The following is a 16,549-nucleotide window of genomic DNA, read 5'->3' as shown; positions in this document are numbered from 1 at the left end:
TAAAGCCTACTTGGTGAAGCTGCAACAGGCGGCGTTCGGGCAGCATTACGCGGTGCGTGAACCCTCGCAATGCTGCAAAACGGCCCGTTAACCCAGTAGATTAGGGAAAACCACCATCTTCTGGAGACCTAAGACACTGTGCATCTGAAAAGTCTAACCGTGCGCGGCTTCAAGTCCTTCGCATCCGCGACGACGTTCGACTTCGAGCCAGGCGTCACCGCGGTGGTCGGACCCAATGGGTCGGGCAAATCCAATGTGGTGGACGCCCTGGCCTGGGTGATGGGCGAACAGGGAGCCAAAACGCTTCGCGGCGGCAAGATGGAAGACGTCATTTTCGCCGGAACCTCGGGCCGGACGCCCCTCGGCCGTGCGCAGGTCTCCCTGACCATTGACAACGCCGACGGCGCCCTGCCCATCGAGTACGCCGAAGTCACCATTTCCCGCACCCTGTTCCGCACCGGCGGATCCGAATACGCCATCAACGGTGACACCTGCAGGCTCCTCGACATCCAGGAGCTACTCTCCGATTCGGGGCTCGGCCGCGAAATGCACGTGATCGTGGGGCAGGGCCAGCTGGACAAGGTGCTACATGCCACCCCCGAGGACCGCCGCGGTTTCATCGAGGAGGCTGCAGGGATCCTCAAGCACCGTCGCCGGCGGGAAAAGACGGTGCGCAAACTCGATGCCATGCAAGCCAACCTCACCCGGCTGACCGACCTGACCGGTGAAATCCGCCGCCAGCTCACGCCGCTGGGCAAACAGGCCGACGTCGCCCGCCGCGCCAAGACCGTCCAGTTTGATGTCAGGGATGCCAGGGCGCGGCTCATGGCCGACGATCTGGTCCAGCTGATGAACTCCTTCGAACGCGACGTCGCTGACGAGACAGCGCTCAAAGAACGCCGCGCCGACGTCGAAAAACTTCTGGCAACCGGCCGGGCGCGGCAAGCCGATCTGGAACGGTTCGCCGCCGACGCGACACCGCGGCTGAACGCCGCCCGCGACACCTGGTACCAGCTGGCCAACACCCGCGAACGGTTCAGGTCATTGGGCAGTCTCGCCGAGGAGCGTCGCCGGCTGCTGGGAGCCGGCGACGACGACGGCGTCTCCCGGGCCGGCGGCAGGACCCCCGACGAACTGGATCAGCAGGCCGCCCGTGTCAGGGCCGAGGAAGCCGCGTTGCGGGACCACGTTGCCGAACGCGCCGAAGCGCTGGAAACAGCCATCGAATTGCGCGCCGATGCCGAGGATTCGGCGGCTGTCGAGGACAGACGGCTGACCGGGCTGCTCCGCGCCGCCGCCGACCGGCGTGAAGGCCTGGCGAAGCTGATCGGCCAGGTATCCGCCGCCCGGTCGAGGGTGGAATCGGCCGAAGCGGAGCTGGGCCGGCTCCGCGCGTCGGTGGGCGACGTCGACGTCCGCCGGGTAGCCGCGCAGCAGGAGTTCGTGGCACTCGAGGTCCAGGTGGCCGGGGCCGAGGAGGGCGAAGAGAACCTTGACGAACAGTACGAGGCTGCCAGCCGTGCACTGGAGGCGGTCCAGCAGGAACTTGAGGACCTGACCGGCGCGGAACGGGCAGCCGACCGCGAACGGGAGTCCCTGCAGGCCCGGCTGGAGGCGCTGATGACCGGACTGCAGCGCCGGGACGGCAGCCAGGCGGTGCTCGATGCTGGCCTTGAGGGTGTCCTCGCGGCCGTCACCGACCTCCTGACGGTCGCCCCAGGATACGAGAGCGCTATCGCTGCCGCGCTCGGTTCAGCAGCCGACGCCGTCGCCGTCGGGGACCTGACAGTCGCCGATCGTGTGCTGCGCCGGGTGCTGGAGGACGACGCTGGCCAGGTGACCCTGCTGGTCGCCGACGCAGCGGTGGGCAGCACGCCGCCCACAGTCCGTCCCCCAGAGCTCGATCAGCTACCCGATGGTGCGACCCCTGCCAGTGACCTGGTGACCTGCGACAGCCAGGTAGGCGCAGTGGTAACCCATCTGCTCCAGGGAAGGGTTGTGGTCCAGGGGATTGACGACGCCTTCGAGCTGGTGCAGGCCCAGCCACACCTGACGGCCATCACCAGGGACGGGCACGTGGTCACCGTCGCGTCGGTCAGCGGCGGGTCCGCAGCCGAACCGGGCGTGCTGGAGGTTCAGGCGGCGGTTGACGAAACGACGGTCCGGCTCGAGGCCGCCGCCAACCGGATGGAACGTGCACGGTTTGAGATAGCAGCTACCACCGGACGGCTGAACGACGCCCAAAAGACAGCCGATCAGGCCCTGGAACAGTTGCATGATTCCGATGCCCGACTCGCAGCAGTCGCCGAGAAGCTGGGTCAGCTCGGGTCAGTGGTACGGTCCGCGGCCGGCGAAACCGACCGGCTGACCCGGCTGGCCGACGCTGCCGCCACCAACCTCGGCGCCGAACAGGAGCGGCTGCAGGAAGTCACCGAACGGCTCGCCGCTGCCCAGGACGCACCGGAAGAGAGCGAACCGTCCACCGAACACCGGGACCTGCTGGCGCTCGGCGCGGCGCAGGCGCGGCAGGCCGAGATGGAAGCACGCCTGTCGTTGCGCAGTTCGGAAGAACAGCTCCGCGCGATCGCCAACCGTGCCCTGTCCCTGGAGCGGGCAGCCGTCGCCGAACGGCAGGCACGCGTCCAGGCCGCCGAACGGGCACGGATCCGGCGTCTGCAGGCAGCCAGGGCTGCCGCCGTCGGACAGGCGGTGCACACCGCACTCGGGTACCTTGACGTCTCGGTGGAGCGGGCCGCGCACTACCGCGACGCCGCTGAAGAGGCCCGCGCACAGTGGGACGCCGAGCTGACCGACGTTCGAACCAGCAATGATCGCCTGATCACCGAGCTCGGCGAGCTGACTGACTCGGTGCATCGCGACGAACTGGCCCGCGCCCAGCAGCGTGCCCGGATCGAAACCCTTGAGAACCGTGCGATTGATGAACTCGGCCTCACCTCGGATCACCTGATCGCCGAATACGGTCCCCACCTGCCGGTCCCGGTAGCCGTTGCTGCAGCCGACAAATGGGCGGAGCTGAGGGCGCCAGTGGATGAGGAAGGCAATCCGATCCCCGCCGGGATTCCCTTCGTCCGCCAGGAGCAGGAGAAACGGCTCAAACGGGCCGAGAAGGATCTCGCGTCCCTGGGCCGGGTCAACCCGCTGGCACTCGAGGAATTTGCCGCACTGGAGGAACGCCACCAGTTCCTCAGCACCCAGCTGGAAGACCTCAAGGCAACCCGCAAGGACCTCCTCGACATCATCCGCGAGGTCGACGAACGGGTGGAACAGGTCTTCACCGCCGCCTATCAGGACACGGCCGTGCAGTTCGAGCGCGTGTTTGGGCGGCTGTTCCCCGGCGGGGAGGGACGGCTGGTCCTCACCGACCCGGACAATATGCTCACCACCGGCATCGAGGTTGAAGCACGTCCGGCAGGTAAGCGCATCAAACGCCTCTCGCTGCTGTCGGGTGGGGAGCGCTCGCTGACCGCCGTCGCACTGCTTGTGGCGATCTTCAAGGCCCGGCCGTCGCCGTTCTATGTGATGGATGAGGTGGAGGCGGCCCTTGACGACACCAACCTCAGCCGGTTGCTCACCATTTTCGAGGAGCTCCGCGAATCCAGCCAGCTGATCATCATCACCCACCAGAAGCGGACCATGGAGGTCGCTGACGCCCTGTATGGCGTGACGATGAGGGGCGACGGCGTGTCGACGGTCATCAGCCAGCGGCTGGTGGACGCCTAGGCGCTCGTCTTTTCGGGGAGCGTTTCGCGGGCGCCCAGCCAGATGAGGAACGCCGCGAACGCCACCACGCCGGTGAGGGCGAACGCCCAGCCGAAGGACAGCGCGTCGACGATCAGGCCGGCGATGATTGGCCCGATGATGGCGCCGGTGTCGGCGCTCATCTGGAACGCCGCGAGCACCTTGCCGCCGCTGCGCTGGTTGCCAATCACATCAGCGATCACTGCCTGCTGGGCCGGGTTGAGCAGGCCAGCCCCGAGGCCGGCAACAACGGAGACCGCGAGGAACATCACCAGATCGGTGGTGAAACCGAGACCCGTCATGGCCAGTCCGTTGACAGCCAACCCGGTCAGAACCAGTGGTTTACGGCCCAGCCGGTCGGCCAGCCTGCCGGAGAAGGTCAGGGCCAGCGCAGTGCCGAGGGCGAAAAACGTCAACGCGATGCCCGCCGCTTCCGGTCCTTCGTCCAGGACCGCAACGACAAAGAGTGGAACCAGGGCCATCCTGACCCCGAACGAGGACCAGCCGTTGGAGAACCCGGAGGCGAGTGCCGCCCGGTACGCAGAGTCGCCGAGCGCTTCACGTACCGAAAGGCCGGGCAGTGGGGTCGTATTGGCTGCTTTATCCCGAAGCGCTGAATCCCGCAGCTTGATGAACACCACGGTCGCCGCGACGATCAACGCGCCGGCGTAGACCAGGAAGGGCACTCGTAGGCCGAACACGGCCAACAGTCCGCCGATCAGCGGCCCGAAGATACTGCCGAGCAGGAAAGCCGACGCGTACGAACCCGAAACCCTGCCCCGCAACCCCGGCGGTGCCAATCGAACGATCAGGCCCATCGCCGACACCGTGAACATGGTCGACCCGATACCGCCAAGCCCCCGGAAGATCAGCAGCTGCCAGTAATCGGCGGCAAACGCGCAGGCACCCGTCGACAGCGCCACAATCAGCAGCCCCGACACGTAGACCGGACGCTCACCAAGGCGTTCGACGAGTTTGCCGCCGGCCGGGGCAAAAACGAGGCGGGTGAAGGCAAACGCGCTGACAATGATGGCCGACGCGGTCACCCCCAGCTCAAGACGGGCGACAAACGGCGGCAGGTCGAAGCTCTGGGCGAACTGGGGCAGCACGGGTGCGACCAGCCCGAACCCGATGGCAATGACGAAGGCCGCAGCAATCAGGACCCAGATTTCCTCGGGGATTCTGATGCGTTCTGCGGGTGCGACGGCGGGATCGCCAGCGGCGGGGGAGCGTCTGAGGCTGAACATGATGAGAGTAGTCTTTCACCAGTTTCCCTCGGGCCATGCCAGAGGCGTATGAGAAGCTAGGTCTGTGAACGAGACGACGCTCCAGATACTAATTTACGTAGCCATTTCTCTCGCGGTGATCGGCTCACTTGCCGTGCTGCTGCTGAAGGGACGCAAAACACCGCCGGGTACCTACACCACCACCCGTGACGACGACGACCGCGTTACCGGTGGAACCCCGGGAACCCCCACTGACACGTTGGAGCAACCGACAGACACAGCGCCCGACGTCGTCGTACCCGATGACCTGCGCGATCTCGAAGAGACGACCATCGGCACAGAAACGGTGCCGGTCGAGACCCCCGACGAGGTACAGGGCCGCCTGGCCCGCCTCCGCGCCCGCCTGGTCCGCTCCAACAACGCGCTCGGCAAGGGCCTGCTCGCCCTGCTGTCCCGCGACAACATTGACGAAGACGTGTGGGACGAGATCGAGGAAACCCTGCTGCTCGCCGATCTGGGCACCGAACCGACAATGGAACTGGTCGACGCGCTCCGGGCCCGGGTGAAGGTGGCAGGAAGCCGCAGCCCCGCCGAGGTCAAGGACATGCTGCGCCAGGAGCTCATCAAGCTCGTGGATCCCACCATGGACCGCTCCCTCGCTACCCACCGGCACGCCGACCGGCCGGCCGTCGTGTTGGTCGTCGGCGTTAACGGTGTCGGCAAGACGACCACCGTGGGCAAACTGGCACGGGTCCTGGTCGCCGATGACAAGGATGTCCTCCTGGGCGCTGCCGACACCTTTCGGGCCGCCGCTGCCGAGCAGCTCGCCACCTGGGGTCAGCGGGTCGGCGTGCCGACCGTGCGGTCCGACGTCGACGGCGCCGATCCGGCGTCGGTCGCGTACGAGGCCGTCAAGGCCGGAATCGACGGTGAAGTGGACGTAGTGATGATCGACACCGCCGGGCGGCTCCAGAACAAGGTGGGCCTGATGGACGAACTCGGCAAGGTCAAGCGGGTCATTGAGAAGCTGGCCGCCGTCGACGAGGTACTGCTGGTCCTCGACGCCACCACCGGCCAGAACGGTCTGAACCAGGCCCGGGTATTCGCCGAGGTGGTAAACGTGACGGGAATCGTCCTCACCAAGCTCGACGGCACCGCCAAGGGCGGCATCGTGGTCGCCATCCAGCGCAGCCTCGGTGTCCCCGTGAAGCTGGTGGGCCTGGGCGAAGGCCCAGACGATCTGGCGCTCTTCGAAGCCGAAACCTTCGTGGACGCACTCCTCAACTAGCCCACCCGGCCAAACCTAAAAGCGGCGCCCCACCGAGTTCGGTGGGGCGCCGCTTTTATGGTGCAGCTAGAAGGTGAAGTGGAACACCGAGACGGTGCCCGCAGTCACCGGCAACTGGACGGATTCGGCGCCGGGGACGAATCCGGGGATCGCCGGCCGTTCCCCGGCCGGAACGGGTGCGGCAAAGGCACCATCGATAATGGTTGAGTCTTCGGCGCCGTACGACGGACCAGCGAGCTGGGTCATCGAGCTGGTGCGTGCTGCCGCCGGCAGTTGCACCGTGACATCAGTCTGTGCGGCTACCTCGGGGTTGTTCTGGTTGACCAGAATCACGCTCATGCTGCCGTCTTCATGGCGCACCACGTAGCTGTACGCCAGGCCGCCGCCCTGTGCGGTGTGCTGCAGGAACGCTCCGGGTGGCAGTTCGGCAACCATCGACAGGCCGTAATAGTTGGCCCGCTCGTCGAAGGTCGCATCGGGCTGGAGGTAGGGTCCGCCGGAGCAGATGGACGACATGGGAGGTCCGCCCTGGCAGGTCAGCAGCGAGCTGTGGAAGCTCAGCCGGGGGATACCGATCTGCGCCGCACTCAGCGCATAGTCAACGCTCCACAGCGCTGATGCGTGGGTCTTGGTGGTTTCGTTTGATCCTGGGCAGGCGGAGATCCCGGTTTCGGGGATCCAGGTTTCCAGGCCGGCCGCTTCGGCGGGGGCCAGCGCTGCACGGCGGTAATTTTCGGCACGGTCATGGATCGCCGAAGCCATCAGGTTCTCCATGATGGGCTCGCCCAGGGGATCATTCGATCCGTCACACTGCGACAGCGGGTAGTGGTGGAACGAAAGAATCTTCTCCTGCTGCAGGTCAGCCTGGGTGAACGGCTCCCACCAGGCCTCCGCATAGGTGCCGGGGCCCACGATGCGAACCTCGGGCGCTACCTCATACATCGCATCCGCATAGGCCTTGAGTTCCTCGAGGTATTCGGGGATACCCCAACCGGACGGCCGCAGACCATTGGTGGGATACCCGTTGGGCTCGTTGCCGATGGTGATTCCGACCAACCGGTCCCCGAAAATGTTCGAGGCATGCATGGTCATGTCAGCTGCGCGCTCAGGATCGTAGTTGCCCAGGTCCACGGTCAGGCTGATGGTGGCGTCGGCTGCTTCCAGCAGGGTATTGACCCGTTCCAGGTCGGCTGGGCCGGCGGCACGCACCGGGTGAGCTTTGTCGCCTTCAAGGTTCCCGGGGATTGCCTCGTTGGATGACGTCCAGAAGAACCGGCGATCCACAGCGTTACCCCCGAACCGAAGCATTGGGCGCCCCAGACCGGTCAGGCTGGCCACGATCTCGGGATTGTCGCCGGACATCCGAGGGTCGGCGAGGTCGGTGGCTTCCAGTGACAACCCGATGAGGTTGGACGGCAGCTCGGTGCCGGTCGGCTCGTCCGATACCTCAATGGTCATCGCTTCGACAGCTTCCAGCGGCGACCCCGCTGGTGGGCCGGCCTGCTCATAGAAGACAGTCGGCGCTGGCGGCAGCGGCTCCGTGGACGCCGGCGACGGCTCGGGGGTGGGAGCTGATGACGTTTCGACCGCCGCTGCACTCGGCGACGACGACGGCGACGACGACGGCGTCGCACGTGGCTCCTCGTCCTGGGTGAGTGCGGAAATGCCTACCCCCGCGCCAACCAGCACCACGATGGTTGCCAGTCCGGTCGCAACCATGACCTTCGGGCTCGGTCGGGAACGCTTTGCGGGTTCTTGCCCGGTCTCCTCCGGTGCAGGATCAGGCGTCAGGCTATTGGGGTAATCGGACATTATTCTCCATCGTTGTCAGCTCCTAGCCAGTCTAACCAGCCCACAGCCTGCTTCTTTTCCCCTACCTCAGGTAAGGGTTCCAGTCCAGTCACGGCGGCGTTTCCTGGGTCCGTTCACACGGCCGAAACATGGCTGTCACGCATTCTTTACCGCGGTGCGGGTTCTGTAACTTCCCGGCAATCAATTGGTTCACGGATCGGAAACACAGCGTAGGCAGACTTACGAATGCGGGAACTCCCCGCCACTCGCGAGAGGATGTGACGATGGATCTGACAGCAGGTCACGTCTGGGTAATGATTTCGGCCGCCATGGTGCTTCTGATGACACCAGGGCTGGCATTTTTCTACGGCGGCATGACGCGCGCCAAGGCCGCACTGAACATGATGATGATGAGTTTCATCGCCGTCGGTCTGGTCGGCATAGTGTGGGTTCTCTGGGGATATTCAATGACAGGGGGCGACGGCGTTGCACAGCTCTTCGGTAACCCGTTCGCCTCATTCGGCCTCGAAGGGCTGATCGGCAGCGAGGACATGATCGGAGCCGGGTTCGGCGTAACCTTCGCCATCATCACCGTCGCACTGATCAGCGGGGCGATTGCCGATCGGGCCAAGTTCGGCGCCTGGTCGCTCTTCGTACCCATCTGGGTCACTGCCGTCTACTGCCCACTGGCCTTCATGGTGTGGGGTGGCGGACTGCTGAGCGCAGATGGCGCTGTTGGTGGCGCGGTTGGTGAAGCAATCGACTTCGCCGGTGGAACGGTGGTTCACATCAGTGCCGGCGTTGCAGCACTCGTGCTCGCAATCATCCTCGGCAAGCGCCAGGGCTTCGGCAAGGATCCGGCGCAGCGCCCCCACAACGTGCCGCTGGTTATGCTCGGCGCAGCACTGCTGTGGTTCGGCTGGTTCGGATTCAACGGCGGCGCCGCTGGCTCCGCCGAAGAAGCGGGTCTCATCTGGGTCAACACCATGGTCGCTCCGGCAGCAGCGATGGTCGGCTGGCTCGTCCTTGAACGTTTCCGCGACGGACGTCCCACCTCCCTGGGCGCAGCTCGGGTATTGTCGCCGGTCTCGTTGCTATCACGCCCGCATGCGCCAACGTCACCCCCATCGGTGCGATTGGTCTGGGCCTGGTCGCCGGCGTGCTGTGCGCCCTGGCGGTGGGCCTGAAGTACAAGCTGGGCTTCGACGATTCACTCGACGTCGTAGCGGTCCACCTGGTCGCCGGCACCGCCGGCACCATTGCCCTGGGCTTCATCGCCATGCCGGTCGACGGCGAAGGTGGAGGCCTCTTCTACGGCGGCGGCGGCGGCCAGTTGCTCGCCCAGGTGGTGTCGGTCCTCGTGGCTGTCACTCTCTCGGCCGTGATGACCGCCATCATCGGTCTGGGCATCCACAAGACCATCGGGTTCCGCGTCACCGCGGACGACGAGGTATCCGGCGTCGACCTCTCCGAGCACGCAGAAACAGCGTACGAATTCGGCGGCCTCGGCGTCGGTGGACAGTTCCACCCCACTACCAATGTTGCAGCTACGGAAAATGCTTCGGAAAAGGTGAACTCATGAAGCTGGTAACAGCAATCGTCCGCCCGGATAAGCTCGACGGCGTCCGTGGAGCCCTCGAAACGTACGGCGTACAGGGCCTCACGGTCAGCGGGGCAAGCGGCTACGGAAGACAGCGGGGCCACACCGAGGTATACCGTGGCGCCGAATACACGGTTGACCTCCTCCAGAAGATCCGCGTCGAAGTGCTGGTCGCGGATGCCTGGGTCACCGACATCGTCGATGTCCTGGTCTCGACCGCCAACACCGGGAGGGCCGGTGACGGGAAGGTCTGGGTGATCCCCGTCGAGGACGCCGTCCGCGTCCGCACCGGTGAACGCGGCGACGCCGCACTCTGACCCGGCTCACCACGCCGACCGAAGTCACCCTTCGGCTCCGAAAGCACCGCCTGCAGCGGGCGTTCGGAGCAGGAGGGTGACTTTCGGTCTTTTAGGCGGTTCCGCAGCGGCTAGTTGGTCCAGGCCGCGGGGCCGGGTGACCCTGCCGGATATTCGTCGAGCGGCACCTCATTGGCAGCCCACGCGGCGAGTACCGGATCGACGATCCGCCAGCAGTCCTCGGCGGTGTCGCCCCGCACCGACAGGGTCGGGTCGCCGGTCAGCACTCCTTCGAGGACTTCGCCGTAGGGCAGCAGCTCCGAGGCATTCAGCTCGACCCCCAGTACGGCCCGGTCCAGGGAAAAAATGTCGCCCGGGCCGTTCACATCGATTTCCAGCTTGAGGGTTTCGGGGCCAAAACCGATCCGCAACTGGGTTGGTGAGTCCTGCCCGGTGAAGCCCGCCGGGAGATGGCTGACCGGTTTGAACGTCACCAACGCTTCTTTCCGGTTCCCGCCCAGCGCTTTTCCGGACCTGAGGATGAACGGCACACCGGCCCACCGTGCGTTGTTGATCGACACGGTGATCTCCGCGAGGGTCTCGGTTCCGCGGGCCGGGTCGACGCCGTCCTCGGCCGCGTAGTCGGGGATCACCCGCCCATCGACTGTCCCGGCGGCATACCGGGCGCGCCGGGTACTTTTCGCGAAATCGGGGTCAACCGTGCTGGCGCGCAGCACGGCACCAAGGCCATCCCTCAGGTCGCGTTCGTGCAGACTGACCGGTGACTCCATCGCGAGGATGGCCATGGCGTGGAGCAGGTGACTCTGGATCATGTCCCGGAGGGCCCCGGCGCCGTCGTAATAGCCGGCGCGGCCTTCAAGGGCCAGCGCCTCGTCGTAGACCACCTCGACCCGATCGATGTGCAGGTTGTTCCAGACCGGTTCCAGCAGACGGTTGGCGAACCTGAGCCCCAGAATGTTCAATACCGTCGCCTTGCCCAGGAAATGGTCCACCCGGTGAATGTGGTCTTCGGGGACCAGCCGGGTCAGTGTTTCGTTGAGCCGGAACGCCGAGCCCTGATCGGTGCCGAAGGGCTTCTCCATGACCAGCCTGGTGTGATCCGGCAGATCGCCGGGGGAGAGCAGCTCGCACGCTTTCTCCGAGATTGCCGGCGGCAGCGCGAAATATACGGCGACCGGCCCCTGCAGGGAGGAAACCAGGCTGGCCAGTTCGCCGGGCGTGGTCACATCAATCTGGCGGTACACGCTCGTGGTCCGCAACAGGTCGAGCACACCCCGGCCGTCGTCGTCGGCCGCCTCCCGCGCACTGGCAAAAGACTGGGTGACCCGCTCCGACCACTGCTCGTCGCTCCAGTCGTCGTAGCCGGCGCCCACCAGCCGCAGGCCACGAGCTCGACCATGCTGAACCAGCCGGGCCAGACCGGGGAGTAACAGCCGGCCGGTCAGATCGCCTGACGCGCCCAGGATGAGCAGCGTCGAGACCTCCTGATCGGGGGCGAAGGGCAGGCTGTCCTGGACTGAGTTTGTATGCGTTTCCACACCATCCACCCTGCCACCTCGGTACCGAGATGTCCCGCAAGCCGCCGTCCGCCCCAGTTGGTACCCTTGATGGCAGAGCCTTTTATCCATCGAAGAAAGCAGTTCACGGCACGTGTTTAATTCACTCTCTGACCGGTTGACAGAAACTTTCAAGAACCTCCGCGGGAAGGGCCGGCTCTCCGAAGCCGACGTCGACGCCACGGTTCGCGAGATTCGTCGCGCCCTCCTCGACGCTGACGTCGCGGTCAGCGTTGTCCGCGAGTTCACCGCCAAGGTCAAGGAACGGGCGCTGGGCCTCGAGGTGTCCCAGGCCCTGAACCCGGGCCAGCAGGTCGTCAAGATCGTCAATGAGGAGCTTGTGGGAATCCTCGGCGGGGAAACACGCCGGATCCGTCTCGCCAAGAATCCGCCGACGGTCATCATGCTCGCCGGCCTGCAGGGTGCAGGTAAGACCACCCTGGCGGGCAAGCTGTCGAAGTGGCTCAAGGGTCAGGGCCACAGCCCCCTCCTGGTCGCGTGTGACCTGCAGCGCCCCAACGCGGTCAAGCAGTTGCAGGTCAACGGCGAACGCGCCGGGGTGCCGGTCTTCGCGCCGCACCCGGGAGTCAGCTCCGAGTTTGAAACCGCCACCGGTGACCCGGTCGCCGTCGCACGCGCCGGCGTTGCCGAGGCACGCACCAAACTGCACGACGTCGTCATCGTTGATACGGCTGGCCGCCTCGGTATTGATGCGGAGCTGATGCAGCAGGCATCCGACATCCGCGACGCCGTCAACCCCGACGAAGTGCTGTTCGTGATTGACGCGATGATCGGGCAGGACGCCGTCAACACGGCCCAGGCCTTCAACGAGGGCGTGAACTTCACCGGCGTCGTCCTGACCAAGCTCGACGGCGACGCGCGCGGTGGCGCGGCGCTGTCAGTTGCGTCGGTCACCGGGAAGCCGGTCATGTTCGCCTCGACCGGTGAGGGCCTGAACGACTTCGAGCTGTTCCACCCCGACCGGATGGCTTCGCGCATCCTCGACATGGGCGACATCCTGACCCTGATCGAGCAGGCTGAGAAGTCCTGGGACAAGGACGAAGCTGCGCGGATGGCGCAGAAGTTCTCCGACCAGGAGGACTTCACGCTCGACGACTTCCTGGCTCAGATGCAGCAGATCCGCAACATGGGCTCCATGAAGAAGATGCTCATGATGATGCCCGGCGCTGCCGGAATGCGGGAGCAGCTGGAAAACTTCGACGAACGCGAGATTGACCGGGTCGAAGCGATTGTGCGGTCAATGACCAAGCACGAACGCGTCGCACCGAAGATCATCAACGGCTCACGGCGTGCCCGTATTGCGCGCGGTTCGGGCGTTCACGTGTCCGAGGTCAACGGCCTGCTGGAGCGGTTCGGTCAGGCGCAGAAGATGATGAAGAAGATGGCGTCCGGCGGTGGGATCCCGGGAATGCCCGGCATGGCCGGACCTGGCGGCTTCAACGGCGGCGCACGCAAGGGTAAGGCCGTGACGAAGGGTAAGAAGAAGGCCAAGTCGGGTAACCCGGCGAAGGCAGCGCAGGAGCGGGCCGATGCCGAGGCTCGCCGTAACCGGCCGTCGGTTCCGTCGGGTGCAGCCTTTGGTGCCCAGAATGACTTCGACCCGTCCTCCCTGAACCTCCCGAAGGGCTTCGACAAGTTCCTCGGCAAGTAGGGCTGCCTCCGACAGACAGACTCGCCCCACACCTCGGGTCGAGTCAACACCACTGACGGTTTTTCGTTGTGAAATCCGCTATTTCTGTTGACTCGATCCATCCTCCCGGAAGCTAAGAGCGGCGCAATGACCCAGGAACGACTCGTCTTCGTCCACGGCAGCGGCAGCTTCGGCACCGCCGCGTGGCCAACCCAGCACGCCCTCGCGAGCAGCTACGACTGCCTTTACCTTCGTCGCCACGGTTTCGAAGCCGGAGCCGACCCGTTGCCCACCGATTTCCACGAGGATCAGCGGATTGTGGTGGACTCCCTTGGGGAGGGCGGACACGTGGTGGCCCATTCGCAGGGGGCGATCTCGGCGATGATGGCAGCAGTCGAGCGGCCGGAGCTGGTCCGCTCCCTGATCCTGATCGAGCCCGCATGCCTGTCCCTGACCGCCGACCTGCCCGCGACCGCCGCGCACCGCGCACTGGTGGGACCGCTCTACGAACGCCGCGACTCGCTGTCGGATGAGGCATTCCTCCAGGAATTTGTCCGACTCGTGTTCTCCACCGAGGCCCGGCACCCCGCAACGTCGGAGGCCCGCCGCGCTGCCCATCGGCTCAGGCTGCAGTCCCCGCCATGGGAAGCACCGCTGGACATTGTGCCGGGCGTTCCGACACTGATCATCACCGGTGGCTGGGAGCCGCTCTACGAAGAAATCGCCGGTTACCTGGCTGTTACCGGCGCCCAGCACATCGTCGCCCCGGGCGCCCACCGGCCGCAGGACACTCCCGACGGCGATGCCCTGATCCGCGAGTTCGTCGCCGCGCATGCAGGTACCGACGCCTAGCATCCGGCCGGTACTGACCGGGTTGTGATGAGCAACCCGGACACCGGGGGCCTCACGCGGCGCCGGCCCTACACTTGACCGCATGATCAGCATCCGCGAAGCCGAGAAGCTGGACCTCACCTTCCTGCCAGCCATCGAGGCGGCAGCTGATTCATTGCTGACCTATCTCAACGGAATACCCCTCCCCGTGTCCCTTCCGGCGGGAGCGTCGCGATCGGAACTTGCGGCATCGCTGAAGTTGTTGGTCGCAGGCAGGCCGTGCATCGGGTTCGCTCGTCTGGAAGAGCTCGACGGCGGCGCGCACCTCGAGCAGCTCGCAGTCCTTCCCGCCCATGCGGGTAGGGGGACAGGGCGGGCGCTGGTCGAAGCGGTTCGTGAGCCATCCCCGCCGCTGCTCGCCATCAGAAACCATGAGGCAGCAATCGGCCTCGACCGAGTCGGTCGCAGAGTGTCCATGCGCGCCGCGTTGTAGCTCGGGCCTGAGGGCCCGCGGTGTGCAGACCTCCCCTCCTACTGGGCCGATCGGCGCCCCGACGACGGCGTGTCCCGGCCCGACACGTCAAAACAGTGCCAGGAGCTGGGAGGCCCCGCACGGTGTCCAACGGAATAACTTGAAGCTTCAAGTAGTTATCTTCGATACAGCATCATGTTGAGGAGAACACCATGACCAACACCCAGGACCTATTGCCGGCCGACCTATCAATGGGCACAGTGCTACTCAAGGTGGGCGACCTGCCCACAATGTCCGACTACTACCAGCGAGCCCTCGGACTCGAAGTCATCGAGGAAACCCGCGAAGGCGTGCACCTTGGTCGCGGAAACACGCCGCTGATTCACCTTGCGCCGGCGCAAGGACTCCAACTCCCGGCCCGCGGGGAGGCCGGGCTGTTCCATACCGCGCTGCTTTTCGATGACCGGTCAGCCCTCGCCGCAACCGTCGCCGCGACCGCACAGTACGACGCTGGCCTGTACGTCGGCAGTGCCGATCACCTCGTCAGCGAGGCTTTCTACTTCACCGACCCCGAAGGTAACGGGATTGAGCTCTACTTCGACAAACCGCGCGACACCTGGCAGTGGACCACCGACGACATCGGACAGACGGCAGGAAAATCAGTCGTGATGGACAGCCTCCGGCTGCCGGCGGACACCTACCTGCGGGACCACCTGACCCAGGATGCGGTGACCGGCCAGGCCAAGGCGGCGGCCGTCGTCGGGCACGTCCACCTGCAGGTCGGCGACGTCGAAACCGCCGGGAGGTTCTACGTCGACACACTCGGATTCGAGCGGACCGCCGGCTGGCACGGCCAGGCGCTGTTTGTCTCGGCCGGGGGATACCACCACCACATGGCCATGAATGTCTGGAACAGCCGGGGCGCCGGACCGCGCAAAGACACGCTAGGGCTCGGGGAGGTACTCGTCCGGGTCCCAGCCGAGGACCACGTGGGAGCCCTCGCCGAGAGGCTGAAAGCTGCCGGGATCGACCACCACCACACCGGCAGCGAGCTACGCTTCAGAGACCCGTGGAACAACAAAATCCGGGTGGCAGTGAGCTAGCGTGGCGTAATTCGTGCTGGAGTCTGCGATCTGGCACAATAGACCTGTACTCGATCCGGGCAGCCCCTCTCTCTGCGCGCGCATCTTGTCCTTTTGAACCCTCAGAGGTGGCCCGCCCCACGGGAGCACTGAGTAGGGTTCACCCCTTTAGATCATCAAGGAGTGACCACAACAGTGGCCGTAAAGATTCGCCTGAAGCGCATGGGTAAAATCCGCGCACCTTTCTACCGTGTCGTCGTCATGGATGCACGCGCCAAGCGTGATGGCCGTGCCCTCGAGGAAATCGGTAAGTACAACCCCACCGAGGAGCCCTCGTTCATCGAGATCAACTCCGAGCGTGCACAGTACTGGCTCGGCGTTGGCGCACAGCCAACCGAGCAGGTTGCAGTACTGCTCAAGATCACCGGTGACTGGCAGAAGTTCAAGGGACTCGAAGGCCAGGAGGGAACCTTGAAGACCAAGGCTCCCAAGGAAACCTTCGTCGCCCCTGAAAAGGGTTCGGTAATCGTTCCTGAAGCCATCACCCCCAAGGCCAAGAAGTCCGACGCCGAGGCGCCAGCCGAAGCCGAGACTGAAACCGCCGAGGCCAACTAAATTGCTGGCCGAAGCGCTGGAACACCTCGTCCGGGGAATTGTTGACAGTCCCGATGATGTCAAGGTTTCCCTGAAGAACAACCGCCGTGGGGAAACCCTCGAGGTGCGGGTTCATCAGGACGATCTGGGCCGGGTCATTGGCCGCCAGGGCCGCACAGCCCGCGCCTTGCGCACCGTTGTGTCAGCCCTCGCCGACGGCGAACCGGTACGCGTGGACGTAGTCGATACGGACCGCCGCCGGGGCTAACAGCGCTTCAGCACACCAATTCAGCACAGTAGTACATTGAGTTTGGCCCCGCACCGGATAATGGTGGCGGGGCCAAATTTTTGTCCACCTACCCCAGCAGCACCAGGAGTGTCA

Annotated in this window: 12 protein-coding genes and 1 pseudogene; 10 read left to right on the top strand and 3 right to left on the bottom strand. The window is 65.2% G+C overall.

What is annotated here, in order from left to right; genetic code table 11:
* The first annotated feature begins 138 nt into the window (after positions 1–138).
* Complete coding sequence (gene smc, locus DDA93_RS01680; protein WP_116777903.1) at positions 139–3,741, top strand: chromosome segregation protein SMC; 3,603 nt, start codon at positions 139–141, stop codon at positions 3,739–3,741.
* Here smc and DDA93_RS01675 read toward each other — a convergent pair.
* Positions 3,738–5,006, bottom strand: coding sequence for an MFS transporter (locus tag DDA93_RS01675; protein ID WP_116777902.1), 1,269 nt, complete (start codon positions 5,004–5,006; stop codon positions 3,738–3,740). The two genes, smc and DDA93_RS01675, sit on opposite strands and share 4 nt — an antisense overlap.
* Positions 5,007–5,070: 64 nt before the next feature.
* Here DDA93_RS01675 and ftsY point away from each other — a divergent pair, with 64 nt between their 5' ends.
* Positions 5,071–6,273: a signal recognition particle-docking protein FtsY gene (gene ftsY, locus DDA93_RS01670; protein WP_116777901.1), complete on the top strand. Its 1,203-nt coding sequence runs from the start codon at positions 5,071–5,073 to the stop codon at positions 6,271–6,273.
* 66 nt (positions 6,274–6,339) lie between these two features.
* On the opposite strand, the gene DDA93_RS01665 is transcribed toward ftsY, so the two are convergent.
* Positions 6,340–7,992, bottom strand: coding sequence for a hypothetical protein (locus DDA93_RS01665; protein WP_243400476.1), 1,653 nt, complete (start codon positions 7,990–7,992; stop codon positions 6,340–6,342).
* Positions 7,993–8,348: 356 nt separating this feature from the next.
* Here DDA93_RS01665 and DDA93_RS01660 point away from each other — a divergent pair.
* A pseudogene (locus DDA93_RS01660) lies at positions 8,349–9,646 on the top strand (ammonium transporter).
* Positions 9,643–9,981, top strand: coding sequence for a P-II family nitrogen regulator (locus DDA93_RS01655; RefSeq protein ID WP_019482927.1), 339 nt, complete (start codon positions 9,643–9,645; stop codon positions 9,979–9,981). The pseudogene DDA93_RS01660 and the gene DDA93_RS01655 overlap by 4 nt, the downstream one beginning before the upstream one ends.
* 110 nt (positions 9,982–10,091) lie before the next feature.
* On the opposite strand, the gene DDA93_RS01650 is transcribed toward DDA93_RS01655, so the two are convergent.
* Complete coding sequence (locus DDA93_RS01650) at positions 10,092–11,519, bottom strand: glucose-6-phosphate dehydrogenase (RefSeq protein WP_024475466.1); 1,428 nt, start codon at positions 11,517–11,519, stop codon at positions 10,092–10,094.
* Between the two features lie 112 nt (positions 11,520–11,631).
* Between DDA93_RS01650 and ffh the strand changes: the two genes are divergently transcribed.
* From ffh to DDA93_RS01620, 6 genes are all read left to right on the top strand, one after another.
* A complete protein-coding gene (ffh, locus tag DDA93_RS01645) occupies positions 11,632–13,209 on the top strand; it encodes a signal recognition particle protein (RefSeq protein WP_019482925.1) in 1,578 nt (525 codons plus the stop codon).
* Between the two features lie 126 nt (positions 13,210–13,335).
* Positions 13,336–14,040 carry an alpha/beta hydrolase gene (locus DDA93_RS01640; protein WP_116777899.1) on the top strand — a complete coding sequence of 235 codons (705 nt, stop codon included), beginning with the start codon at positions 13,336–13,338 and terminating at the stop codon, positions 14,038–14,040.
* A gap of 82 nt (positions 14,041–14,122) precedes the next feature.
* Entirely contained in the window at positions 14,123–14,512 is a 390-nt protein-coding gene (locus DDA93_RS01635; protein WP_207771296.1) for a GNAT family N-acetyltransferase, read from the top strand.
* A gap of 191 nt (positions 14,513–14,703) precedes the next feature.
* Positions 14,704–15,594, top strand: a complete 891-nt coding sequence (locus tag DDA93_RS01630; protein WP_116777898.1) for a VOC family protein — start codon at positions 14,704–14,706, stop codon at positions 15,592–15,594.
* A gap of 174 nt (positions 15,595–15,768) precedes the next feature.
* Positions 15,769–16,188: a 30S ribosomal protein S16 gene (gene rpsP / locus DDA93_RS01625; protein ID WP_019482921.1), complete on the top strand. Its 420-nt coding sequence runs from the start codon at positions 15,769–15,771 to the stop codon at positions 16,186–16,188.
* A 1-nt stretch (position 16,189) separates the two neighbouring features.
* Positions 16,190–16,435, top strand: coding sequence for an RNA-binding protein (locus DDA93_RS01620; protein WP_019482920.1), 246 nt, complete (start codon positions 16,190–16,192; stop codon positions 16,433–16,435).
* The last annotated feature ends 114 nt before the right edge of the window (positions 16,436–16,549 follow it).

The sequence above is a fragment of the Arthrobacter sp. Bz4 genome (genome assembly GCF_003075455.1).
GTDB lineage: Bacteria > Actinomycetota > Actinomycetes > Actinomycetales > Micrococcaceae > Arthrobacter_D.
The sequence above is the reverse complement of the archived record's forward strand: the minus strand, read 5'-3'. Positions and strand labels throughout refer to the sequence as shown.

Coding starts and splice junctions, on each gene's coding strand:
- DDA93_RS01675 (WP_116777902.1), bottom strand. CDS start 5,006: ATGTTCAGCCTCAGACGCTCCCCCGCCGCTGGCGATCCCGCCGTCGCA.
- DDA93_RS01640 (WP_116777899.1), top strand. CDS start 13,336: ATGACCCAGGAACGACTCGTCTTCGTCCACGGCAGCGGCAGCTTCGGC.
- DDA93_RS01630 (WP_116777898.1), top strand. CDS start 14,704: ATGACCAACACCCAGGACCTATTGCCGGCCGACCTATCAATGGGCACA.
- DDA93_RS01665 (WP_243400476.1), bottom strand. CDS start 7,992: ATGGTTGCGACCGGACTGGCAACCATCGTGGTGCTGGTTGGCGCGGGG.
- DDA93_RS01635 (WP_207771296.1), top strand. CDS start 14,123: ATGATCAGCATCCGCGAAGCCGAGAAGCTGGACCTCACCTTCCTGCCA.
- DDA93_RS01655 (WP_019482927.1), top strand. CDS start 9,643: ATGAAGCTGGTAACAGCAATCGTCCGCCCGGATAAGCTCGACGGCGTC.